The organism is Streptomyces sp. NPDC059080, assembly GCF_042739975.1.
In the GTDB taxonomy this organism is placed as follows: Bacteria; Actinomycetota; Actinomycetes; order Streptomycetales; family Streptomycetaceae; genus Streptomyces; species Streptomyces benahoarensis.
In genome coordinates this window covers 37,957-60,773 of record NZ_JBHYGX010000030.1, presented here as the reverse complement: position 1 = coordinate 60,773, position 22,817 = coordinate 37,957, and the positions used below count along the sequence as shown (strand labels likewise).

18 protein-coding genes are annotated in these 22,817 nt (G+C 72.5%); 9 read left to right on the top strand and 9 right to left on the bottom strand.

All coding sequences use genetic code 11. The annotated features are described in order from the left end of the window. The first annotated feature begins 113 nt into the window (after positions 1–113). Positions 114–752, top strand: coding sequence for an HD domain-containing protein (locus tag ACFWWQ_RS21970; protein ID WP_384598633.1), 639 nt, complete (start codon positions 114–116; stop codon positions 750–752). 79 nt (positions 753–831) lie between these two features. Here the strand turns inward: ACFWWQ_RS21970 and ACFWWQ_RS21965 are convergent, their stop codons facing one another. From ACFWWQ_RS21965 to ACFWWQ_RS21935, 7 genes are all read right to left on the bottom strand, one after another. After that, a complete protein-coding gene (locus tag ACFWWQ_RS21965) occupies positions 832–3,054 on the bottom strand; it encodes a transporter substrate-binding domain-containing protein (protein WP_384598631.1) in 2,223 nt (740 codons plus the stop codon). Between the two features lie 269 nt (positions 3,055–3,323). Continuing rightward, the gene (locus ACFWWQ_RS21960; protein ID WP_384598629.1) at positions 3,324–4,949 is read right to left on the bottom strand and encodes a TIR domain-containing protein; all 1,626 of its coding nucleotides are present in this window, start codon (positions 4,947–4,949) and stop codon (positions 3,324–3,326) included. Positions 4,950–5,163: 214 nt separating this feature from the next. Continuing rightward, positions 5,164–5,832 carry a potassium-transporting ATPase subunit C gene (locus ACFWWQ_RS21955; protein ID WP_384598626.1) on the bottom strand — a complete coding sequence of 223 codons (669 nt, stop codon included), beginning with the start codon at positions 5,830–5,832 and terminating at the stop codon, positions 5,164–5,166. Positions 5,833–5,840: 8 nt separating this feature from the next. After that, positions 5,841–7,961, bottom strand: a complete 2,121-nt coding sequence (kdpB, locus tag ACFWWQ_RS21950; protein WP_384598654.1) for a potassium-transporting ATPase subunit KdpB — start codon at positions 7,959–7,961, stop codon at positions 5,841–5,843. Between the two features lie 104 nt (positions 7,962–8,065). Continuing rightward, positions 8,066–9,730 carry a potassium-transporting ATPase subunit KdpA gene (kdpA, locus tag ACFWWQ_RS21945; RefSeq protein ID WP_384598652.1) on the bottom strand — a complete coding sequence of 555 codons (1,665 nt, stop codon included), beginning with the start codon at positions 9,728–9,730 and terminating at the stop codon, positions 8,066–8,068. A gap of 32 nt (positions 9,731–9,762) precedes the next feature. Next, complete coding sequence (gene kdpF, locus ACFWWQ_RS21940; protein ID WP_384598624.1) at positions 9,763–9,861, bottom strand: K(+)-transporting ATPase subunit F; 99 nt, start codon at positions 9,859–9,861, stop codon at positions 9,763–9,765. Then, positions 9,858–10,031 carry a hypothetical protein gene (locus tag ACFWWQ_RS21935; protein WP_384598622.1) on the bottom strand — a complete coding sequence of 58 codons (174 nt, stop codon included), beginning with the start codon at positions 10,029–10,031 and terminating at the stop codon, positions 9,858–9,860. Before ACFWWQ_RS21935 ends, kdpF begins: the two co-directional genes overlap by 4 nt. A 355-nt stretch (positions 10,032–10,386) precedes the next feature. Here ACFWWQ_RS21935 and ACFWWQ_RS21930 point away from each other — a divergent pair, with 355 nt between their 5' ends. After that, positions 10,387–10,947 carry a hypothetical protein gene (locus ACFWWQ_RS21930; RefSeq protein WP_384598620.1) on the top strand — a complete coding sequence of 187 codons (561 nt, stop codon included), beginning with the start codon at positions 10,387–10,389 and terminating at the stop codon, positions 10,945–10,947. Here ACFWWQ_RS21930 and ACFWWQ_RS21925 read toward each other — a convergent pair. Further along, the gene (locus tag ACFWWQ_RS21925; protein ID WP_384598618.1) at positions 10,925–13,003 is read right to left on the bottom strand and encodes an APC family permease; all 2,079 of its coding nucleotides are present in this window, start codon (positions 13,001–13,003) and stop codon (positions 10,925–10,927) included. The genes ACFWWQ_RS21930 and ACFWWQ_RS21925 overlap by 23 nt on opposite strands. A 285-nt stretch (positions 13,004–13,288) precedes the next feature. Between ACFWWQ_RS21925 and ACFWWQ_RS21920 the strand changes: the two genes are divergently transcribed. From ACFWWQ_RS21920 to ACFWWQ_RS21895, 6 genes are all read left to right on the top strand, one after another. After that, complete coding sequence (locus tag ACFWWQ_RS21920; RefSeq protein WP_384598616.1) at positions 13,289–15,691, top strand: SpoIIE family protein phosphatase; 2,403 nt, start codon at positions 13,289–13,291, stop codon at positions 15,689–15,691. 528 nt (positions 15,692–16,219) lie between these two features. Then, complete coding sequence (locus ACFWWQ_RS21915) at positions 16,220–17,476, top strand: multiprotein-bridging factor 1 family protein (protein WP_384598614.1); 1,257 nt, start codon at positions 16,220–16,222, stop codon at positions 17,474–17,476. Positions 17,477–17,633: 157 nt separating this feature from the next. Continuing rightward, entirely contained in the window at positions 17,634–18,158 is a 525-nt protein-coding gene (locus tag ACFWWQ_RS21910) for a DUF6415 family natural product biosynthesis protein (protein WP_384598612.1), read from the top strand. Next, positions 18,149–18,592, top strand: coding sequence for a hypothetical protein (locus tag ACFWWQ_RS21905; RefSeq protein WP_384598610.1), 444 nt, complete (start codon positions 18,149–18,151; stop codon positions 18,590–18,592). Before ACFWWQ_RS21910 ends, ACFWWQ_RS21905 begins: the two co-directional genes overlap by 10 nt. A gap of 22 nt (positions 18,593–18,614) precedes the next feature. Then, entirely contained in the window at positions 18,615–19,193 is a 579-nt protein-coding gene (locus tag ACFWWQ_RS21900) for a hypothetical protein (RefSeq protein WP_384598608.1), read from the top strand. Next, positions 19,193–20,185: an NUDIX domain-containing protein gene (locus tag ACFWWQ_RS21895; protein WP_384598606.1), complete on the top strand. Its 993-nt coding sequence runs from the start codon at positions 19,193–19,195 to the stop codon at positions 20,183–20,185. Before ACFWWQ_RS21900 ends, ACFWWQ_RS21895 begins: the two co-directional genes overlap by 1 nt. Positions 20,186–20,496: 311 nt before the next feature. Here ACFWWQ_RS21895 and ACFWWQ_RS21890 read toward each other — a convergent pair whose 3' ends face one another. Continuing rightward, the gene (locus ACFWWQ_RS21890) at positions 20,497–21,450 is read right to left on the bottom strand and encodes a LysR family transcriptional regulator (protein WP_384598604.1); all 954 of its coding nucleotides are present in this window, start codon (positions 21,448–21,450) and stop codon (positions 20,497–20,499) included. Between the two features lie 66 nt (positions 21,451–21,516). On the opposite strand from ACFWWQ_RS21890, the gene ACFWWQ_RS21885 reads away from it, so the two are divergent. Further along, a complete protein-coding gene (locus ACFWWQ_RS21885; RefSeq protein WP_384598602.1) occupies positions 21,517–22,803 on the top strand; it encodes an MFS transporter in 1,287 nt (428 codons plus the stop codon). Positions 22,804–22,817: the final 14 nt, after the last annotated feature.

Sequence of the window (22,817 nt, the reverse complement as noted above, 5' to 3'; positions counted from 1 at the left end):
CCGCGGGCAACCGGCCGCGGGCAACCGCCTGGGCGACCGGCCTCCGGCGCGGTGCCCGCGCACCGTACCGGTCCCACCCGTTCCCCTCCCATCCGACCCGAGAGGACGTACCCATGAGTGCATCGATCGCAGGAGTGGAGATCCCGGACAGTGCCCTGGCGCGGGAGGCCACCGAGTTGGTGCGGGAGGCGGCGGCGCCGCTGCTCTTCGACCATTCGCGGCGGGTGTTCCTGTGGGGGGCGCTGCGCGGCCGTGAGCTGGGCCTCGACTTCGATCCCGAGTTGCTCTACGTCGGGGCGATGTTCCACGACCTGGGGCTGACCGGGTGGTTCCGCCGGACGGATCAGCGGTTCGAGATCGACGGTGCCGACGAGGCCCGCCGGTTCCTGCACGCCCACGGCATCACCGGCGAACCGGCCGACCGCGTCTGGACGGCCATCGCGCTGCACACCACGCCCGAGATCCCGCTCCATATGGCGCCGGAGATCGCGCTGGTCACCCGGGGTGTGGAGCTGGATGTGCTGGGCATCGGCTACCACGCGGTCTCCGACGAGCAGCGGGCCGCCGTGGTCGCGGCGCATCCCCGGCCGGATTTCAAGAACGGCATCCTCGCCGCGTTCACGGAGGGCATCAAGGACCGTCCGGAGACGACGTTCGGCAACGTGAAGGCGGATGTGCTGGCCCATTACGTGCCCGGGTTCGTGCGGGGGGACTTCGTAGAGGTGATCAAGGGCTCCGACTGGCCGGAGTGAGGGCCTGCTCAGCTTCCTCCGTTCAGCTTCCTCCGTTGGTCTTCGCCCGTTCAGCTTTTCTCCGTTGGTCTTCGCCCGTTCAGCTTCCTCCGTTGGTCTTCGCCCGTGTCACCGCGCCCGCCGTCACTCCCCACTTGCCGAGGATCTTCTTGTAGGAACCCTCCATGATGAGGCGGTCCAGGGAGGCGCGGACGGCGTCGCGGAGGGCCGGTTTGCTCTTGGCGACGGCGATGCCGCAGGGGCGCGGGGCGATCTGCTGGTCGGCAACGACGAGGGCGGAGTGGCCGGCGACGGTGCGGACGGCGACGGGGTAGTCGTCGAGGCAGGCGTCGGAGCCGCCCTTGGCGACGTCGGCGTAGACCTCGTCGGCGGTGGCGAACGCGCGGATCTTGGGCTTCTGCGGGCCGAGGCCGGCCAGATGGTCGCGGGCGGCCGTGCCCTGCTGTACGGCGACCACCTTGCCGGTCAGGTCGCCGAGCCCCTTGATCGTCATGCGGTCGGTGCGGTGGACGACGAGGGCGAAGCCGGAGCGGAAGTAGTCGATCAAATCGACTACGCGCTGCCGTTCCGCGGTGTCGGTGAGGGCGGAGAGAACCAGGTCGTAGCGGCCCGAGGCGAGGCCGGGGAGGAGCTCGCCCAAGGTGCCGTTCACGATCTTGACGCCGACGCCCAGGTCCCGGCCGAGGGCCTGCACCAGCTCGATGTCGAGACCGGCGGGCCTGCCGCTCTGGACGAACTCCATCGGCGCGTAGCTGAGGTCGGAACCGACGGTGAGGCTGCCCCGGGCGCGGATGTCGGCCGGTAGCGCGACGGGCCGGGACCCGCCGGGGGACGACTTCCGGGCGGGTGGTGTGGCGCCGACGGAGGGGTCGCGGCCACCGTCGCCCCCGTCCGGCCACAGGAACCACGCCAGCGCGCCGGCCCCGGCGGCGGAGAGCGCCCCGGTCAGCGCCCGGCGCCGGGTCGTCCCGCCGCCGGTCCGCACCGGGGCGGCCGTCTCCTGGGACGGCATGACGGGGGCCGGGCCGTACTGCCCCTGCGGGGTGGCCGCGAGGCCGGGCGGGGTGGCGGGGAGCCGGCCGGGGGCCGGGGCGGCCGGGTACCGGCCGTGCGACGGCGCGGTCGGCAACGCGTGGTGCGGGGGCACGACAGACGGGGTCTGCGGGGTGGCGGCGCCCGGGGAGGCCGTGGCCGCGGTGCCGGCGCCCGGGGCGAGCGGGCCCGGCGTCCCGTCCGTACCGTCCGTACCGTCCGTACCGTCCGGCGAGCGGTCCGTGCCCTCCGTACCGTCCGGCCTCGGGCCCGTACCTTCCGGCTTCGGGCCCGTACCTTCCGGAGTCCGGCCCGAGCCGTCCGCACCGTCCGGAGTCCGGCCCGAGCCGTCCGCACCGTCCGGACCCCGCAGGCCCACCCCCGGCTTCCTCGGATCCCGCAACCGCTCGGACAGACCGCGCAGTTGCGCCGTCACCGGTTCCGGAAGCCAGTCCCCGTACGGGCCCGGTGCCCCCACCCGGGCCGCGAGGTCCGCCACCGCGGGCCGCCGCTCCGGCTCCTTCGCCAGGCATGGTGCCGCCAACGCCCGTACCGCATGCGGCAGTTCGCCGAGCCGTGGCTGCTCGTGGACGGTGCGGTACATGAGGATCTGCGGTTCGGCGTTGCCGTACGGGCCGCTGCCGGTCGCCGCGTGGACGAGTACGCCGCCGAGGGCGAAGACGTCGGCGGCGGCGGTGAGGTCGCCGCCGGAGAGGGTGAGCTGTTCGGGTGCCATGAAGCCCGGGGTGCCGAGGGCGGTGCCGGTGGCGGTCAGGGCGGTGTCGGTGGTGGAGTGGGCGATGCCGAAGTCGATGACGCGGGGGCCCTCGGCGGTGAGCAGGATGTTCGACGGTTTGAGGTCCCGGTGGACGAGGCCCTGCGCATGGACCGCGGCGAGCGCCTGAAGCAACCCGGCCGTCAGCGCCCGCACCGTGGGCACCGGCAGCGGCCCGGTGTCGTGCACGGCGTCGCTGAGCGAGACGCCCGGCACGTACTCGGTCGCCATCCAGGGGATCTCGTCGTGCGGCGCCGCGTCGACGACGGGCGCCACGAACGGCCCGCCGACCCGCCGGGCGGCAGCCACCTCACGGGCGAACCGCTTGCGGAACCCATGGTCGTCGGCGAGTTCGGCCCGCGCGGTCTTCACCGCCACCGCCCGCCCGTCCGCCCCGCGCCCCAGATAGACCCGCCCCATCCCGCCGCCCCCGAGCAGCCCGACGATCCGGAACGGCCCGATCTGCTGCGGGTCCCCCTTGCCCAGCGGACGCACCGTGTCCCCCTGCCTGTGGCGTCAGTTGCGTAGGCAGTATCGCGGACGGGGCGGGTCGGGGGCGGTGCCGGGGCGCTGACGCCTCAAGGTCCTGGCCCGCGCCGGGCGGCGTGCCACGGCATGGGCCGGGACGGACGGGGACGGGCCCCACCGCAGTCGGTGGGGCCCGTCGTGGCTTCCGTCGGCCGTGGTGCCCCTTGGGGGGCACGGGTGTGGGTCATCAGAAGCCTGGGGTGTGAGCGCCGCCGTCGAGGGACCGGCGGCTGGCGTCACCCGGCGCCGAACGCACCACCTTCGGAAGCGGGAGGGGACACGGGCCCCTCCGGGTGGCCCGGTACGGGCGGCCCTTCCGCCTCGGGTGAGGCCCACCGGCGGGTGGCAAAACGCTGCCGGATCCTTGCCGCGGCAGCGCTCCGGCCGACCTCATCGGTGGAACGGGCGAGGCGTTCCACATAGGCCGCGCGTTCCGGGGAACCCTCCGCCAGGCCGAGTTCGTCGAGCAGCCGGACGACGTGCTCAGCCGCCTCGTCGTACGGGTCCGTCGGGGTGGGGCCCTGACGGGTCGACGGGGCCGGTGTGTCGAACGTGCCATCGACCTGCGTGCCGCCGGGGAAGGGCCGGGTGCCGGTGCGCCCGGACGGCGGGCCCTGTGGTTCCGGTGCGGGTGCCCCGTGGCCCGGGGCAGCCGTCCCGTACGGCACATCGCGCGCGCAGGCCGCGGCGGGGAAAGGCGCGCGGGCGGGACACTCGGCGCCGGGGTGCCGGAACGCTTCGGGGATCTCGGCGTCGTTGGCGGCGGCCGACAGCTGGGCGAGCGGGCCGATCATCCTCACCGCATCCTCGACCCGTTCACCGTGGCGGGCCAGCCACCACACGACGGCGCTGCCGGGGGTCTTGAGCACCTCGTCGCCCAGGTAGGCGCGCCGGTTCCGTTCGAAGTGGCGGTGACGTTCCCAGGCGTCCTCCTCCTTCCGGAGCCGGGACAGCTGCGCCAGCCGGGCGCGGTCGTCCTCGTTCAGGGTCAGGTCCATGTCCTCCGCGAGGACGGTGACCCGGGCCGAGGGGTCGGTGTACCGGCAGCCGAGCTCGCCCCGGAGCCGTAGGCGAACCGCCTCCCAGCGCTCGGGGGCCTCCTGGCCGACGACGACCTGGGCCCGCGACACCACGGTGGACACGGCGAGGTCGGCGAGGCCCGGGTGCGCGGGTTCCGCTTCGCCACCGGTGGGGCGCCACCGCACGGTGGCCGAGAACAGGAACGGATAGTCGGGCCGGGCACTGTCCAGACGTATGCCCTCCAACCGGCGTTCCCTGAGGGGCCGTTTGGCCGGGAGCGCGGGGCCGGTCGGGAGGAGCGGGGCGGCGCACGGGCCGCTTGTCATGACGGCGGGGTGCCGCGTTCTCTCCCCGGCCCGGAGCCGGTCGACGGCGGCGAGTGACGGGACCAGCGCGGCCAGGTCGTCGGCGATGCGCCGGAGGTCGGCGTCAGCGTTGCGGTGATTGAGCCGCCGGTACTGGAGGTCCGCGAGTCCGGCAAGCGCTTCGGGCAGCTCGGCGCGACGGAGCCGGGCGGTCGGGCCGACCAGCACCGGAATGATCCGCGTGGCCGATCCGGTCGCCTCCAGGAGCTCCCGTCGCGTCCAGTCCCCGGGATCGCCCAGCGCTCTGCGGCCGTCGCCGGTGCGCGCGTCCGCCCAGCGCGGACCGATCACCGCCAGCAGGACGTGACACCGCCGGACGGCCGTGAGCAGCGCCTGCGGGAAATTCTGACCCGCTCCGATGGACTTGCTCGCGCGGAAGATCCGTTCGGTTCCGAAGCGCCGGGACAGCTCGCGTTCGAGCAGGGTTGCGGTGGCCTCCTCGTCGCCGGTGCGGTAGTTGATGAAGACGTCGGGCACGGTGGGTTCCCCTTCGTTCCGCTCAGGAGCGATCCACTACGGGATCGGCAGATCGGAACGTGAACGGGCCGGGGAAAGCGCGGAGTTCAGATGCTCACCGCCACCCCCCGAACCCCACCGCGCCCGCCCGGCACCACCTCGGCCGGACGGGCGACGCGCAACGTGCGACGTGCGACGAGCAACGAGCAACGAGCAACGAGCAACGCTCAACGGCTCACCCCTTCCGCGCCGCCTCCCTCAACGCCACGTTCAGTTCCAGCACGTTCACCCGGGGCTCCCCCATGAAGCCGAGGGTGCGGCCCGTCGTGTGGGCGGCGACGAGGCGGCTGACCTCCGTCGCGGAGAGGTGGTTGCGCGCCGCGACCCGGTGGATCTGAAGGCGGGCATAGGCAGGGGAAATATCAGGGTCCATGCCTGATCCGGAGGAGGTCACCGCGTCGGCGGGGATGTCCGACGGCTTGGGGGTGTAGCCCGGCACGGTGTTGTCGGCGAGGACGGCGGCCTTGGCGGCCTTGACCGCCTTGATGAGGTCGGGGCTGTCGCCGGCGCGGTTGGTGGCGCCGGAGACCAGCAGCTTGTACTGCGTGTTCACGGTGTTCTCGGTGAGGCCGCCGGACGGCCGGGGCTGGAACCAGCGGAGGTCGGGGGCGGGGGTGGACTCGCCCTTCTTCAGCGGCAGGTCGTAGCGCTGGCCGATGAGGGACGAGCCGACGGCCTGGCCGTTGCTGCGGAGTTCGGAACCGTTCGCCTGGTGGGGGAAGAGGCCCTGGGCGAGGCCGGTGACGGCGAGGGGGTAGAGGACGCCGCACAGGACGGTCAGGGCGAGGAGGGCGCGGAGTGCGGCGCCGGTGAGGCGGGCCGTGTTGGCCAGGGAGGTGTTCATGGTGGGCGTCACCCGATGCCAGGGATGAGGGTCAGAAGCAGGTCGATGAGCTTGATGCCGAGGAAGGGCATGATGAGGCCGCCGAGGCCGTAGAGGGCGAGGTTGCGGCGGAGCATGCGGTCCGCGCTCATCGGGCGGTAGCGGACGCCCTTCAGGGCGAGCGGGACCAGCGCGACGATGACGAGGGCGTTGAAGATGACGGCCGACAGGATCGCGGACTGCGGGGACGTCAGGCCCATGACGTTGAGCTTGTTCAGGCCCGGGTACACCACCGCGAACATCGCGGGGATGATCGCGAAGTATTTGGCGACGTCGTTGGCGATGGAGAACGTCGTCAGGGCGCCGCGGGTGATGAGGAGTTGTTTGCCGATCTCGACGATTTCGATGAGTTTGGTGGGGTCGGAGTCGAGGTCGACCATGTTTCCGGCCTCTTTGGCGGCGGAGGTGCCGGTGTTCATGGCGACGCCGACGTCCGCCTGGGCGAGGGCCGGGGCGTCGTTGGTGCCGTCGCCGGTCATCGCGACGAGTTTGCCGCCCGCCTGCTCCCGTTTGATGAGGGCCATCTTGTCCTCGGGGGTGGCCTCGGCGAGGAAGTCGTCGACGCCCGCCTCCGCGGCGATGGCCTTGGCGGTGAGCGGGTTGTCGCCGGTGATCATGATGGTTTTGATGCCCATCCGGCGCAGCTCGTCGAAGCGCTCCCGCATGCCGTCCTTGACGACGTCCTTGAGGTGGATGACGCCCAGGACGCGGGCGCCCTCCGCGTCGTCGACCGCGACGGGCAGCGGGGTGCCGCCCGCCTCCGCGATGGCGGTCGCGATCCGGTCGACGTCGGCGGCGACGGTGCCGCCGCGCTCGGTCACCCACGCGGCGACGGAGGCGGTGGCGCCCTTGCGGACCTTACGGGCGGGGCCCGCGGCGCCGTCCGCGGGGAGGTCGACGCCGGACATCCGGGTCTGCGCGGTGAACTCGATCCACTCGGCGCCGGTCAGCTGGTTCTGCTGCCGGGCGGCGAGGCCGTACGTCTCCTCGGCGAGGTCGATGACGGAGCGTCCCTCGGGGGTCTCGTCGGCGAGGGAGGAGAGCTGCGCGGCGTCGGCGAGTGCGGTCTCGGTGACGCCGGGGACGGGGACGAACTCGGCGGCCCGGCGGTTGCCGTAGGTGATGGTGCCGGTCTTGTCGAGGAGGAGGGTGGAGACGTCGCCCGCCGCCTCGACGGCGCGGCCGGACATCGCCAGGACGTTGCGCTGCACGAGCCGGTCCATCCCGGCGATGCCGATGGCGGAGAGCAGCGCGCCGATGGTGGTGGGGATGAGGCAGACCAGCAGCGCCGTCAGGACGATCATGGACTGTTCGGCGCCTGCGTAGACGGCGAACGGCTGGAGGGTGACCACGGCCAGCAGGAAAACAATGGTCAGGGAGGCCAACAGAATATTGAGGGCGATCTCGTTGGGCGTCTTCTGCCGGGCGGCGCCCTCCACCAGGTTGATCATCCGGTCGATGAAGGTCTCGCCGGGCTTGGTGGTGATCTTGATGACGATGCGGTCGGAGAGGACCTTGGTGCCGCCGGTGACGGCCGAGCGGTCGCCGCCCGATTCGCGGATGACCGGCGCCGATTCGCCGGTGATGGCGGACTCGTCCACGCTGGCGACGCCCTCGACGACGTCGCCGTCACCGGGTATGACGTCGCCTGCCTCGCAGACCACCAGGTCGCCGATGCGCAGGTCGGCGCCGGGGACGCTCTCCTCGGTGGTGCCGGTCAGGCGGCGGGCGACGGTGTCGGTCTTGGCCTTGCGCAGGGTGTCGGCCTGCGCCTTGCCGCGGCCCTCGGCGACCGCCTCGGCGAGGTTGGCGAAGAGGGTGGTCAGCCAGAGCCAGGCGGTGATCGCCCAGCCGAACCACGCGCCGGGGTGGAGCAGCGCCAGCACGGTGGTGAGCACCGAGCCGACCAGCACCACGAACATCACCGGGGACTTGATCATCACCCGGGGGTCGAGCTTGCGGAACGCGTCGGGCAGCGAGCGCACCAGCTGCTTGGGGTCGAAGAGGCCGCCGCCGACTCGGCCGCCTTCGGGATGGGCGGGGGCGGGCGCGTCCTGGTGCGGCGCCCGGTCCTGGGTGACGGTGGACATCGCGTCGTCCTCGTGCTTCTCGGAGGGGGTGGGCGCCTGCGCGCCCGAGGGTGGCGGCGTACCGGTGGGTGGCGGCGTACCGGTGGGTCTCTTCGTACCGGTGGTCATGACGCCAGCCCCTCGGCGAGCGGGCCCAGTGCCAGGGCGGGGAAGTAGGTCAGACCGGCGACGATCAGGATCGTGCCGACCAACAGGCCGGAGAACAGCGGCTTTTCCGTACGCAGGGTCCCTGCGGTTTTCGGTACGGGCTGCTGCTCGGCGAGCGAGCCGGCGAGCGCCAGCACGAAGACCATCGGGACGAAGCGGCCCAGCAGCATCGCGAGGCCGATGGTGGTGTTGAACCACGGGGTGTCGGCGGAGAGTCCGGCGAAGGCGCTGCCGTTGTTGTTGGCGCCGGAGGTGTATGCGTAGAGGATCTCGGAGAAGCCGTGCGCGCCGGAGTTGAGCATCGAGTGCGGCGGGGTGGGCAGCACCAGCGACGCGGCGGTGAAGCAGAGCACCAGCGCCGGGGTGACGAGGATGTAGCAGGCGGCGAGCTTGATCTCGCGGGTGCCGATCTTCTTGCCGAGGAACTCCGGCGTCCGGCCGACCATCAGTCCGGCGAGGAACACCGCGATGACCGCCATGATCAGCATGCCGTAGAGGCCGGAGCCGACGCCGCCGGGCGCGAGCTCGCCGAGCTGCATGCCCAGCATCGTCAGCCCGCCGCCGAGCCCGGTGTACGAGGAGTGGAAGCTGTCCACGGCGCCGGTGGAGGTGAGGGTGGTGGCGACGGCGAAGAGCGACGAACCGCCGATGCCGAAGCGGGTCTCCTTGCCCTCCAGGGCGCCCCCGGCCAGCTCGAACGCCCGCCCGTGGCCGCCGAATTCGGCCGCCCACATCAGCACGGTGAAGCCGATCCAGATGACGGCCATGGCGCCGAGGATTGCGTAGCCCTGCTTGAGGGAGCCGGTCAGCCGGCCGAAGGTGCGGGTCAGCGCGAACGGGATCACCAGGATCAGGAAGATCTCGAAGAGGTTGGTGAAGCCGTCGGGGTTCTCGAAGGGGTGGGCGGAGTTGGCGTTGAAGTAGCCGCCGCCGTTGGTGCCCAGCTCCTTGATGACCTCCTGGGAGGCGACGGCGCCGCCGTTCATCTGCTGGTGCCCGCCGAGGAACTGGCCCACCTCGTGGATGCCGGAGAAGTTCTGGATCGCGCCGCATGCGACGAGGACCAGCGCGCCGACGACGGAGATCGGCAGCAGCACCCGGACGGTGCCGCGGACCAGGTCGGCCCAGAAGTTGCCGAGTTCGCCGGTACGGGACCTGGCGAAGCCGCGGACCAGCGCGACGGCGACGGCGATGCCGACTGCCGCGGACACGAAGTTCTGCACCGCGAGCCCGGCCGTCTGCACGACGTGGCCCATGGCCTGCTCACCGGCGTACGACTGCCAGTTGGTGTTGGCGACGAACGACGCGGCGGTGTTGAACGCCTGGTCCGGGTCGATGGAGGCGAAGCCGAGGGAGCCGGGCAGGCTGCCCTGGAGCCGCTGGAGCAGGTAGAGGAAGAGGAGGCTGACGGCGGAGAAGGCGAGGACGCCGCGCAGATAGGCGGGCCAGCGCATCTCGGTGTGGGGGTCGGCTCCGATGGCCTTGTAGATCCACTTCTCGACGCGCAGATGCCGGCCGGAGGAGTAGACGCGGGCCATGTGGTCGCCGAGCGGGCGGTAGGCGAGCGCGAGCGCCGCTATGAGGGCGAGCAGCTGGAGCACCGCGGCGACGGCGGGGCTCAGCGCACCGGAGGCGGCAGCGAGGGAGTTCACCGTCAGAACCTCTCCGGCTTGATGAGGGCGAGGACGAGATAGCCGAGCAGGGCGACGGCCACGAGCAGCCCGATCACGTTCTCGATGCTCCGGTCGCTCACAGCTTCGCCACCCCCCTGGCGATGACGGCCACCAGCGCGAAGACCGCGAGCGTGGTGACGACGAAGGCCACGTCGGCCATCGTGAACTCCTGGGAGGAAGGGACAAGAGGGACGACCGGGTACGAGGACCCGGCCGTGTGGACTCCTCGACGAAACCCCTTTTCGGCCATCCGCCGTAGCCCGTTGACGGGTCCCTTACGGCCCCGGGCTCGCTCTTTACGCGTCCCGTACGCCACCTTCGGCCACGGAGGGTCCGGGGTGCGGGCGGGGGCGGTCCGGGGGCGCGGTAAGAGGCGTGAAGCGCGCGCCCCCGGCGGGGGCCGGGCGCCGGAGCCACCGGGGCGCGGGGCCGGTGGGGCGGTCCTGGCCCGGGGCCGGCGGGGTGGCCGTACCGGGGCCGGTGGGGTGGCCCGTCCCGGTGGCCGGTCGGCGGCCCGTATGAGGTCCGTCAAGGCGCGCCCCCGGCCCGTCAGCACCGTGTCAACGGCCCGTCCGGCAAGCGGTGTCGGGCCTAGCGTCGGCGGCATGGGACTACGTGGCACACGCGCCGCCGCGCGCGCGGCGGCCGTTACCGTACGGCGCCCGGAGCGCACCGCATCCGACGAGGACTGGCCCGCCGCGCTGCGCGAAGCCGCGGTGAGCGGGGTGCTGTTGCTGACGGCGCTGGTCGCCCTGGACGCCGCCGCCGGGAGCCTCGACGCGCTCCGCGGCGGACTGTGGGCGGCACTCGCGGTGGCGCTGTTCGGGCTGTTGCTGCCGCCGCGGGTGACCGCCGGTCAGGGCTGGCTGGCGGCCCGCGGGCCGCTGCGGCGGCGGACGGTCCGTACCGACCGGCTGGTGTCGGTGCGCTGGTCCGAGGGGGTCGCGCAGCGGCTGGTGCTGCGCGACGACGCGGGGCGGCGGGTGGTCCTCGACCCGCGGGTGCTGCTCGCCAACCCGGCGCTGTGGCACCTCTTCGCGACCGGCGCCCGCAACGCGCAGGAATCCGGCGTGTTGCGGTGCGGCGCGACGGCGCTGCGGCAGCTGACCGAGCGCGCCGAGGAACGGACCGCGCGGACGCTGCTCACGGGGAACGGTTCGGCGTAGCCTCCGGGCCCGGGCCCGGTCCCGGTCCGGAGTCGCGGGGCAGGTGGATGGTGCCCTGCCCCAGGGCGGGCGCCCCGCGGCGCACCGCGCCCGCGCCCCGGACGGCGGGGCGGGCCCGCGCCGAGGACGTCAGCTGCCAGGGGACGGACGTGACCATCACGCCGGGCGTGAACAGCAGCCGGCTCTTGAGCCACAGCGCCGTCTGGTTGTGCAGCAGGTTCTCCCACCAGCGGCCCACGACGTACTCGGGGATGAAGACGCCGATGACGTCCCGGGGGCTGGTGCGGCGGGCGTGGCGGACGTACTCGATGACCGGGCCGGTGATCTCCCGGTACGGCGAGTCGATGACGGTCAGCGGGACGTCCGTGTCGAGGCGCTGCCACTGCTCCTTCAGGCGGGCGGTGGCGGCGCGGTCCACGTCGACGGTGAGGGCCTGGAGCCGGTCGGGGTGGAAGGCACGGGCGTAGGCGAGGGCACGCAGCGTCGGCTTGTGGACGGTGGAGACGAGGACGAGCGCCAGCACCCGGGGCGGCGGGGTGAGGTCGGCGCGCGGATCGGTGACGGTCAGCTCCGCGGCGACGGCGTCGTAGTGGCGGCGGATGGCGCGCATCATCAGCCACAGCACCACCGCCGCGAGGACGGCGAGCCAGGCGCCTTCGAGGAACTTCGTCGCCAGCACGACGACCAGCACCAGACCGGTGACGAGCGCCCCGGAGGCGTTGACCGCCCGCGCCAGGTGACGGCGGCGGCGCAGCGCCGGGTCCGGGTCGGTGCGCAGCCAGCGGTTCCAGTGCCGGACCATGCCGGTCTGGGAGAGCGTGAAGGAGGTGAACACCCCGAGGATGTAGAGGTGGATGAGGCTGGTGACGTCCGCCTTGAAGCCGAACAGCAGCAGTCCGGCGACGACGGCCAGCACGAGGATGCCGTTGGAGTACACCAGCCGGTCGCCGCGGCTGTGCAGCTGGCGCGGCAGGTAGCGGTCCTGCGCCAGGATCGAGGCGAGCAGCGGGAACCCGTTGAACGCGGTGTTGGCGGCGAGGATCAGGACCAGCGCGGTGGCCGTCTGCACGACGAAGAAGCCGACGGAGTCCGGCCCGCCGAAGACCGACGAGGCCAGCTGGGCGATGACGGTGCGCTGGGTGTATCCGGCGCAGTCGGCGAGGCCGATCAACCGGCAGGGATCCTGCACGATATGGACCTTCGCGACGATCGCGAGGGTGGTGACCCCCGCGAACATCGCCACGGCGATGGCGCCCATCGCCGCCAGCGTGGCCGCCGCGTTTTTCGGCTTGGGGCGGCGGAACGCCGGGACGCCGTTGGAGATCGCTTCGACGCCGGTCAGCGCGGTGCAGCCGGAGGAGAACGCGCGCAGCACCAGCATGATGAGGGCGAGGCCGGTCAGCTGAGCCGAGCCGGGGGTGGGTTCGATGCCGTAGCGGGCGCTCTCGGCGACCGGCGCGTCCCCCATGAGGTACCGGATCAGGCCCGTCCCCACCATGATCAGGACGGCGCCGACGAAGAGGTACGTGGGGGCGGCGAAGGCGCGGCCGGACTCGCGGACGCCGCGCAGGTTCGCGGCGGTGAGCAGCGCCACGAAGCAGAGCGCCAGCAGCACCCGGTGACCGGCGAGCGCCGGCAGCGCGGAGATGACGTTGTCGACACCGGAGGCGACCGACACCGCCACCGTCATGACGTAGTCGACCAGCAGCGACGCGGCCACCACCAGCCCCGCCGACGGCCCCAGGTTGGTGGAGACCACCTCGTACGAGCCGCCGCCGCTCGGATAGGCGTACACGACCTGCCGGTATGAGAGGACGACCACGGTCATCAGGCAGATGACGGCGACGGCGAGCCACGGCGTGACGTACACGTAGGCGAGCCCGCCGAGGGTGAGGACCAGCAGGATCTCCTGCGTGGCGTACGCGACCGACGACAGCGGGTCGGAGGCGAAGACCGGCAGCGCGAGCCGCTTGGGCAACAGCGTCTCGCCCAGCTCCTCACTACGCCGGGCCCGGCCGAGGAGAAGGCGCTTGAACAGTCCGGTCACGGTGGCCACGGGCCGAGCGTAGGCAGCGGCACGCCCCTGGCAACGGCGGCGCGGGCAGGGGGACGGCGGATGGAGCAGTGCGGCGGGGCGGACGGCGCACGGCAGGCGGCGGGGGCGCGGGCCGCGGCTCCGCACGCCGGGCGGCCAGGGGCGCGCGCCCAAGCCCCGCGCGCCGGGGGCGGGCGGCAGCCCGCCGGGCCCCGGCGCGTTCCCGACCGGCTGCCAGCACTCGTTCGATCCGTGGGAGGAGGGCACACTGAGGTGATCGGTCCGTTCGACGTACGGAGTGTCCCCATGGCCGTGCCACGACCGGAGCCGCCGGCGCCGATGAATGGCGTCGTCGCGGTCGTGATCGACGAGAACGGCCTGGTCACGCACTGGACGCGGTCCGCCGCGCAGCTGCTGGGCCATGAGCCGGACGCGGTGCTCGGCACGCCCGCCCGCGCGCTGGTCATGCCGCGGTCCGCGCGGCCCGTCCCCCGTACGGGCGAACTGTCCGGCGCCCCCGGCGGCCGCGTCCTCCCGCTGCGCCACCGTGACGGACACGCCGTCCCCGTATGGGTGCGGCTGCTGCCGCTGGCCGGTGCGGGGGTGCTCGCCCTGGGGCTGCCCGCGGCGGCGCTCGCGGCGTGGGACGACGAGACGGCGGTGGGCCGGGCGCTGCTCTCCCAGGACCTGTGGCAGCTGGCCGTGCACGGCTTGGACCTGCGCATCCGGCAGGCCAGCCCGGCGGTCGGCCGGGCCGGGCGGCTGACCGCCGACGGCCACGATCCGCTGTGCGCGATGCCGGGCCTGGAGGGTGGCCGGACCGGCGCGGAGCTGCTGCGGCACGTGATGGAGAGCGGCGAGCCGGTGGTGGACGCGTCGGGGGTGCTGCGCGCCGCGTCGCCCGGGCGCCACGACCTGGTGTATTCGCTGACCGCGGCGCCGCTGCACGACCTGTGGGGCCGCCCGAACGGCGCGCTGACCTCGCTCGTCGACGTCACCGAGCGGTACCGCTCCGCGCGCCGCCTCGACCTCGTCTACCGGGCGACGCGGTCCATCAGCGGCAGCCTGGAGGTGGAGCGCACCGCGCAGGACCTCGTCGATCTGCTGGTGCCGTCGATGGGCGACCTGGCGTCGGTGGAGATCGCGGAGGCGACGCTGCGCGGGGGCGAGCCGCCGCGCAGCGTGGAGGGCGTGCACGGTGACTTCCGGCGGCTGGCCGTCAAGCATGCGCACGGTCCCTGGCCGGAGGGGCTGATCCAGGCGGGCGAGATGCTGCCCGACATCCCCAACGGGCCCGGCTTCCGCGATCTGGAGCGGGGCAAGGTGCTGGTCGTCAACGACCCGGACGCGTACGCGGCGATCCTCGGCGCCGGCCCGGCGGCGGCGCGGATGGTGCCGGAGGGGCTGAGCGCGTCCATCGGGGCGGCGCTGGTCGCCCGGGGCCTGGTGCTCGGCTACGTCCAGGTGTACCGCGCCCGGCAGAGCGCCCCGTTCGACGGGCAGGACGCCAAGCTGCTCCAGGAGATCGTCAGCCGCGTCGCGCTCGGCATGGACAACGCCCGCCGCTACACCCGCGAGCACCGGATGTCGGTGATGCTGCAGAACAGCCTGCTGCCGCCGGTGTCACGCTCCACGGCGGCGGCGGAGTCCGCGGGCATCTACCTGTCGGCGGAGGGCGACGCCGGGGTGGGCGGCGACTGGTTCGACGCGGTACCGCTGTCGTCACTGCGGACCGCGCTGGTGGTCGGCGACGTCATCGGCCACGGGCTGAGCGCGACCGCCACCATGGCGCGGCTGCGCACCGCCGTGCATACCCTCTCCGACCTCGATCTGGGCCCGGACGAGCTGCTGACCCGGCTGGACGACCTGGTGCACCGGATGGCGGAGGAGGCCGAGCATCCGGACACGATGGGCGCATCGTGCCTGTACACGGTGTACGACCCGGTGGACCGCCGGTGCCGGGTGGCGAGCGCCGGGCATCTGATGCCCGCGGTGGTGCATCCGGACGGCACGGCCCGGTTCATCGATGTGGCGACGGGGCCCGGGCTGGGCGTCGGCGGGATGCCGTTCGAGGTGACGGAGGTGGAGATCCCGCCGGGCAGTGTGCTGGCGCTGTACACCAACGGGCTGATCGAGGCGGAGCGCCGGGGCACGTCCGCGTCGCACGAGGAGGCGGAGGCGGCGGTGCTGCGGCGGCTGGCCGAGGCGGCGGGCCCCGAGCGGTCGCTGGACGCCATCGGGGAGGAGCTGGTGGCATCGGTCCGGGCGGCGCCGCACCGGCCGGACGACATCACGGTGCTGCTGGCCCGCACCCGCGCGATCCCGGCGACCTCGGTGGCCGCCTGGCAGTTCCCCGCCCGGCCCACGGCAGTGGCGCTCGCCCGGGAGCTGGCCACCGAGCAGTTGCAGGAGTGGGGCCTGGACGCGCTGGTGTTCAGCACCGAACTGGTCATCAGCGAACTGGTCACCAACGCGCTGCGGTACGCGCGCGGCCCGATCGGTGTCCGGCTGGTCCGCGACCAGGTGCTGGTCTGCGAGGTCACCGACTCGTCCAACAGTCAGCCGCGGCTCCGCCAGGCCCGCGACACCGACGAGGGCGGCCGCGGCCTCTTCCTCGTCGCCCAGCTCACCACCCGCTGGGGCAGCCGCTACGGGCAGACCGGCAAGACGGTGTGGACGGAGCAGGCGCTCGAAGGGGTGGAGGGGTGAGCGGGCCGGGGACGGCATCGACACGGGCCGGGTGGCGGAAGGCCAGGAAGGCACCGTGGGCAGTTCCGAGATCCTCCCCGATCCTTCCAGGGAATTCGGAATCCACTCACTCTCCGCTGCTCATACCACTCCACTCGTATTCGAGAATTCTTAGCGGTTATCCGGCGTCCCAGATTCGATGCAATCCGAGGACGCCGCCGACCCCAAAGCCAACGCCTTGCCGCTTCCATGGATCGCGCACACCGCGTCAACATCGCGGTCCGTGAGTTCTCGCAACTCCACACGGCTACCACAACGGCTGACCGGATACATAGGGAGTGACCCTGGCCTGGCGTGGCCGGCACCGCCCGGCGGCGGCTCCCAGATCAGGGACAGCCGCGTACACAGGTATGGCGACTGCGCCGAAGCTGCGCACTGCATCCGAGGCCAAGACCGTTACCGAACAGGGGATTTAACAACGGAACGGTGGTCACGGAATCGCCCTTGCCCATACTCTGACCATGTCGAGTCGTAGGGAGGGACAAGGCCGTGTCCAGTGAAGATGCCGCCCCGGACCCGTACGCCACACCATTGGTTTTCGGCCAGAGGCTGCAAATCCTCCGGGAGCGCAGAGGCATGTCACGACAGGTGCTCGCAGGGCTGGTCGCCATGTCAGCATCCTGGGTGAAACGGGTGGAGAACGGGCAGCTTCAGACCCCCGGCCTGGACATGATCCTCCAAATCGCCGAGGTCTTGCGCGTAAGCAACCTCGCGGAACTCACAGGACGCAAATCCATGCCCATCGCCCTGTTCACGGGCCCTGGCCACCCACGACTCGCAGCCGTAGCCGACGCCGTGAACCGTTTCCCTGTGGGCTCACAGTCCGCTCCTGCCCCGTCCCCCACGCACATCCGTGCCCGACTCGCGCGAGCATGGGCGGCACGGCATTCAGCCCCCAACCACAGGGAAGTCATCGGGTCCTTGCTTCCGGGCCTCATCACCGACGCCCAACTCTCCGTCAGGCAGGCGAACTCCGCCGTCCAACGCCGCGCCGCGCAGGCAAGCCTGTCCGAGGTGTACAGCCTCAGTCAGTTCTTCCTCGCTTACCAACCGGACGCGTCCCTCCTGTGGAGGGTGGCCGAGAGAGGGATCGTCGCGGCCCAGGAATCCGAAGACCCCCACACCATCGGGGTAGCGGCCTGGCTCACGGGCCAAGCGCACCGGGATTCCGGACCGCACCACTACGACGCCGCCGACGAAGTGAACCTGGCCACGCTCCGGTTCCTCGAACCCATGTTGAACGAAGCGGCAGACGACGTTCGCGCCATCACGGGCGCACTTCAATTTGAGGTGGGATACACGGCGGCACGTCGCGGGGAAACCGGGACCGCATGGCGCTATTGGGATTCGGCCCGCGAGATCGCCGAAGCTCTACCCGCCGACTACTACCATCCCGTGACCTCGTTCTCCCGAGCAATCATGGGTGCACACGCCGTCACGATCGCCGTCGAGCTGCACTCCGGCACCGAATCCGTGCGACAAGCGGCACAAGCTGAAGCCGCAGCGATCCCGTCAAGGCCCCGCCGAGCACGACACCGCATCGAGCAAGCCCGTGGATACCACCTCGACGGCCAACCCGACGTCGCCCTCGCCACGCTGGCCCACGCGTACGAGGCAGCACCGGAGACCATCCAGTACAACGGCTACGCCCGCCGGATCGTCCTGGAGGAGACCGAAGCCAAGGCCCCGGCGCGTCGCCGACGTGCGTGCGAACTCGCCGCCCGAATTGGCCTCTTGAGGACCTGAGCAAGGGGACACAATCTGTGTCCCACTTTCTCTGAACACGCTCCTACCGTCTTCTCATGGACATCGAGCGTGCACTGGTAAAGGCGCGCGTCACTGCCGACGCGCTCCTGCAGATCCTGACCGCTGCCGTTGCGCCCCCTGCTCAGAAGGTAAGGGCATGAGCAGCGCGTTCCCACCCATCGACGTCGACAGCAGCGCGGCGACGATGCGGCAGCTCCTGGGGAGGCTCCACGACGCCTATCTCGGGGAGTACGACGACGACCTGGACGCCGTACTCGGGGCTGCCGCAGGGCCGGAGGGCATCGCGGGAGCTCGCCCTCCCCAGCGGAGGCGACTGCTTCCGGGACTTCGTCGTCGCCCCCTCGGCTCTCCGCCCAGTCAGGCACCGTCCCTCGACGTGGTGGCGATCTCCGGACGCGCGAGGCGGTTGGACCGCCTCCTGGCGCAGCTCATCAACATCGCTCGCGCACGGGCCGGTGGCCGCCCCGGACCGGGGTTCTCCACGGCCATCGACCGCGCCGACCGCCTCCGCACCGGCACAGCCGCTGCTGTCAGCACCGATGAGGCGCACGTCCGTCGGATGGCGATGGCGGCCCAAGACCTCCTCGACCACCTGGAGCCGGACGACGCCGCGCCGTTGCCCACGTTCGAGCCACTCCCCCGGGAGCTGCGGTGCGCATGATTCCGCCGCTGCCGCCCGCCTACTGGGCGCACCTGGACCACATCGATGCCGACGGCCAGGCCGTCGGCATCGACTCCGAGGGTCGGCCCGCCCCGCACAGCTTCGTGGCGTCGAGCCCCGACGTGGCCCTGGAGTGGATGCGCGAATCCGTCCGCGGGGCCCTGCTCGACCTCGACCGCGCCGGTTTCGACTGCGCGTGGGGATGGCTGGGGAATCACCGTGCCGCCGACGCCTCCGCGGCCGGTCTCTTCCAGGGGCGCCCCGTGCGCTTCGCCGTGACGACACCGTCCGGCCGCTGGTCCTGGAGCGCCGCGCCGGTCGGCGCTCTCCTGCCCCTCGCCGGGCGGTGCCCCGCTTCACTGCCGTCCTCCCACTGCTGCGACTCGGCGGGCCCGGTACGGCGCCGCGTTCTTCCCTCGACCGTGACCAACTAACCCACTTTGAACGGATCTTCTGATGCCGAAGCCCGCCTTCAACCTGGCTAACATTGCGGCGCCCCTCCCGTCTCTCGCCACCGACCTGCTGACCGACGGGCTCCGCGCCGCGGGCATCCCCGCGGAGGCGTCCATCAGCGCGGATGGCGAGATCACGCTGAGCCGTCTGACCCTGGACGACGTGCAGTTGCTCGCCAACCGCCTGCACGACGGCCTCGTTTCGGTGGTGGAGGAGCTGTGCGTGGCGCTGACGGCTCATGGGATCCGTACCAGGCCCGTCGTGGAGTACGGGCGGGTCCGTCTCGGCGAGTGGTCCCTCGCGCAGGTCGACGCTCTCGCCCTCGCCCTGGGCGCGCCTGCGCAGCCGGGCCTGGTCGACACCGACTACCCGGGATGGCCCGAAGCACATGACGTGTGCCGCCGCCTCGAAGCGGCGAGCAAGGACGCCATCGGCCACGGGATCCGCGGCGATCTGATCCCGTACTGCGTCGGTTGTGACCGAGACGCCGGACTGCGCTACCTGCCGCTGGAACCCGACGTCGTACGCCGTCTCACCGGGGCCCTGATCCGCAGGGCGAAGCCCGCGGGAGGCGACGCCTGATGGCCGGGGTCGAGTTGTCGGGCCTGGAGGTGAAGGTCCTGCTGGGCGTCGCCTACGGCATGTCCGTGGAGGAGGTCGCGACGCAGGCCGCCATGCGGCTCAAGACGGTCCGAGTCCTGCTGTCCAGCGCCAAGGACAAGCTGACCTGCCGCGCTATGACGGATGCCGCGGCCGTCGAGCGTGCCTACGTCACCGGTGCCCTGCCCAACCCCATGCCGGAACCGGCCTCACGCCAGGTCGCCCTGCGGATCTCCACCTCTCAGGTCGCATTGATCTGGTTGATCTCCCTGGGGGCGACCGCCTCGGGCATATCGAAACGCTCCCACGTGCCGGTCATCAAGGTCGAGCAGGACATCCGCGCACTGTGCGAGTCCACCGGCGCCGCCTCCGCCGCGCACCTCATCACCCGCGCCCGGCAGCTGAACATCCGCTACCACCGCGGGCTCCCCCCTACCCGTTCGCCCCTCCCGCCATCGCGACGCCCTGCCCGAGCCGCCTGTACCGTCAAGCCCCGACGCACCGACGACACAGCAGGAACCATGAGCCCCGAACCAGCGCAGCCCGTGATCGACACCCACGTCATCCTCCGGGACGGTGACAAGATCCTCTTCTCCCAGCGCGGCGGGCCCTACGGCCACGGCCGGTGGCACGTTCCGTCGGGCAAGCTCGACAAGGGTGAACCGCTGACCGTCGGAGCCGTTCGCGAGCTGTTCGCGGAAACCGGTATCCACGTCGGCCCCGGGGACCTGCGCCTCGTGCAGGTGGTGCACCACAAGCAGAGCGCCACCGTCGAGCGCATCGGGTTCTTCTTCGAGGCCACAGCGTGGATCGGAGAGCCGGTGAACCGGGAGCCCGAGAAGTGCATGAGCCTCGAATGGTTCTCCGTGCACGAGCTGCCCGACGACATCATCGAGTACCCCAAGGAAGGCATCGACGGGTACCTCGCCGACGCAGCCCCGCTGTCAGAACACGGCTGGCAAGGCCCCGCCTGACACCAGCGGGGCACGGTGATACGCGCACCGCGCGCGTAGGGCTGCGCCCCGCACGCCGCCTCATCACTCCCCTCACCACCCGGTGGCGTGGCTGATCGCCCTGTGCGCCGACGACGGAGGCGACGGACCAGATGCGACGGCTGAACCTCCTGGTCGGACGCGCAGCCACCACGGCCACCGCCTTACGGCCTTGCCCAGCAGCTCGGGACCGCCGGGCACCCGGAGCGTCCGGCCGGGCCGCGAGCTGAGTGCCGACCGGCCGGTCACGGTGCGCCACTGGTGTCTCCAGGCCGAGGACACCCGGGCCACCCTCACCCCTGTACGCCCGCCCCCACCCCGAAACACTCCTGCGCCCGCGCCTCCAGCAGCGCGATGAAGTCCGCGACGGCGGGCGTCGGCGTACGGGCCGTGACGCGGGTCAGGCCGACGGTGCGGTGCGCGGACGGTTCGTCCATCGGGAGGTCGACGAGGCCGGGCACGGGCACCGGGGACGGCGGCAGCACCGCGACGCCCAGGCCCGCCGCGACGAAGCCGCGGATGGTGGCGATCTCGGCGCCCTCGAACGCCACCCGGGGCGTGAACCCGGCGTCCGCGCAGAGGCCGTTGACCAGGCGGCGCAGGCCGTAGCCCGAGGTGGCCATGACGAAATCCTCGTCGGCGGCGTCGGTGAGGCGGACCCGTTCGCGCGCGGCCAGGCGGTGACCGGCGGGGACGACCAGGCGGAGCGGTTCGCGGGCGACCGGGAGGGTGGTGATGCCCGCCTCGTCGGGCAGCGGTGACGTCAGGCAGAGATCGACCTCACCGGCGCGCAGCCGCGCCAGCAGCCCCTCGGCGTTGTCCTGCACCAGCTGGAACCGGGCCTGCGGATGCCGCTCCCGAAACCAGCTGACCAGCAGCGGAACGGGCGCGGCGCCGAGCGCGGGCAGGAAGCCGAGGGCGACGGTGCCGGGCACGTCGGTGGCGAGCCGCAACTCCTCGCAGCCGGTGGCGATCTCCGCCAGGCCCCGCTGGACACGGGCGAGGAACGCCCGGCCGTGCCGGGTCAGCCGCAGCCCGCGCCCCTCGCGGTCGAAGAGCGGGGTGCCGACGGCCGCCTCCAGCCGGGCGATGCCGCGGCTGACCGTCGACTGCGGCGCGTCCAGCTCGTCGGCGGCGGCCGAGAGATGTTCCAGCCGGGCGACCGCCACGAACCGCACGAGGTCCGGGCAGACCGCCGCCAGCGGCCCGGCCGACACCCCGCCACCCCACTCGCTCATCTGTTCCATATCCGGAACATACCTCGCCGATCCATGCATTGGACGCATCATTTACCCCGTGCCTACCGTCGCCGGGTGACCGACGCCGCCCCGATACCCGCCGCACACACCCGAGGCACCCCCGGCTTCCGGCGCGCCACCGGTGCGCTCTTCGCGGCCGGGCTGACCACCTTCATGACGCTCTACTGCGTCCAGGCGCTGCTGCCCGCCCTCTCCTTCGACCTGCACCTCTCCCCCGCCGCGTCGTCGCTGACCGTCTCCGTCTCGACCGCGTCGATGGCGCTCGCCGTGGTGCCGCTGACCGCGGTCTCCGACGCCTGGAGCCGTACGGGCATGATGACGCTCGCGCTGAGCTGCGCCGCCCTCCTCGGCATCGCCGCCGCCTTCGCCCCCACCTTCCCGGCGCTGCTGGTGATCCGCGTCCTCCAGGGCCTCTCCCTCGCCGGGCTCCAGGCCACCGCGATGTCGTACCTCGCCGAGGAGGTGGACCGCGCGTCGCTGGGCCAGGCGATGGGCCTGTACGTCGCGGGCAACGGCATCGGCGGCATGGCGGGGCGGCTCGTCGCCGACGGGGTGCTGGAGGTGACCGGCAGCTGGCGATGGGCGATCGGCGCGGTCGGGGTGGCCGCGGCGGTCTGCGCGGTCGTCTTCCGGCTGACCATCCCGGCGTCGGTCCGCTTCGTCCGCCGCGAGCCGCGCCCGCGCACGCTGGCCGCCGGGATCGGCCGGGCGCTGCCGGACAGCGGACTGCTGCGCCTGTACCTCATCGGTTTCGTCGCCATGGCCGCGTTCGTCACCGTCTACAACTACCTGGGCTTCCGCCTCATCGCGGCGCCGTTCCACCTCTCCCAGACCGCCGCCGGACTGCTCTTCGTGGCGTATGCGGCCGGGTCGTTCTCGTCGGCGGCGGCGGGCCGTCTCGTCGACCGGTTCGGCCGCCCGCGGGTGCTGATCCCGGCGCTGCTGACCACCGTCGCGGGGCTGGTGGTGATGCTCGTACCGCAGCTGGGCGCGGTCGTCCCGGGGCTGGTGGTCTTCACCGTCGGGTTCTTCGCGGCGCACGCGGTGGCCAGCGGCTGGGTCGGCGGCCGGGCCACCGCCCTGGGCGCGCAGGGCGCCGCCGTCTATCTCTTCTTCTATTACATCGGCAGCGCCGTCGGCGGCACGGTCGGCGGCGTCGCCTATGCGGCCGCCGCCTGGCCGGGCGTCACGCTGTACTGCCTCGCCCTGATCACGCTGGCCCTGGTCAGCGCGGTCACGCTGCGGCGCCTCCGGCCGGCCGCCGGGCCGGAGCCCGCCGGGGAGCGGGCGGCACCCGGGACGGCCGCGACGACGGAACCGGAGGCGGGGCGGGGCGCCTGAGGGGCCGCGCTTCG

Bases quoted from the DNA above. Each gene is read 5' to 3' on its own strand.
- ACFWWQ_RS21970 (WP_384598633.1), top strand. From the start codon at position 114: ATGAGTGCATCGATCGCAGGAGTGGAGATCCCGGACAGTGCCCTGGCG.
- ACFWWQ_RS21910 (WP_384598612.1), top strand. From the start codon at position 17,634: ATGAGCAGCGCGTTCCCACCCATCGACGTCGACAGCAGCGCGGCGACG.
- ACFWWQ_RS21920 (WP_384598616.1), top strand. From the start codon at position 13,289: ATGGCCGTGCCACGACCGGAGCCGCCGGCGCCGATGAATGGCGTCGTC.
- ACFWWQ_RS21900 (WP_384598608.1), top strand. From the start codon at position 18,615: ATGCCGAAGCCCGCCTTCAACCTGGCTAACATTGCGGCGCCCCTCCCG.
- ACFWWQ_RS21935 (WP_384598622.1), bottom strand. From the start codon at position 10,031: ATGGCCGAAAAGGGGTTTCGTCGAGGAGTCCACACGGCCGGGTCCTCG.
- ACFWWQ_RS21890 (WP_384598604.1), bottom strand. From the start codon at position 21,450: ATGGAACAGATGAGCGAGTGGGGTGGCGGGGTGTCGGCCGGGCCGCTG.
- ACFWWQ_RS21930 (WP_384598620.1), top strand. From the start codon at position 10,387: ATGGGACTACGTGGCACACGCGCCGCCGCGCGCGCGGCGGCCGTTACC.
- ACFWWQ_RS21955 (WP_384598626.1), bottom strand. From the start codon at position 5,832: ATGAACACCTCCCTGGCCAACACGGCCCGCCTCACCGGCGCCGCACTC.
- ACFWWQ_RS21895 (WP_384598606.1), top strand. From the start codon at position 19,193: ATGGCCGGGGTCGAGTTGTCGGGCCTGGAGGTGAAGGTCCTGCTGGGC.
- kdpB (WP_384598654.1), bottom strand. From the start codon at position 7,961: ATGTCCACCGTCACCCAGGACCGGGCGCCGCACCAGGACGCGCCCGCC.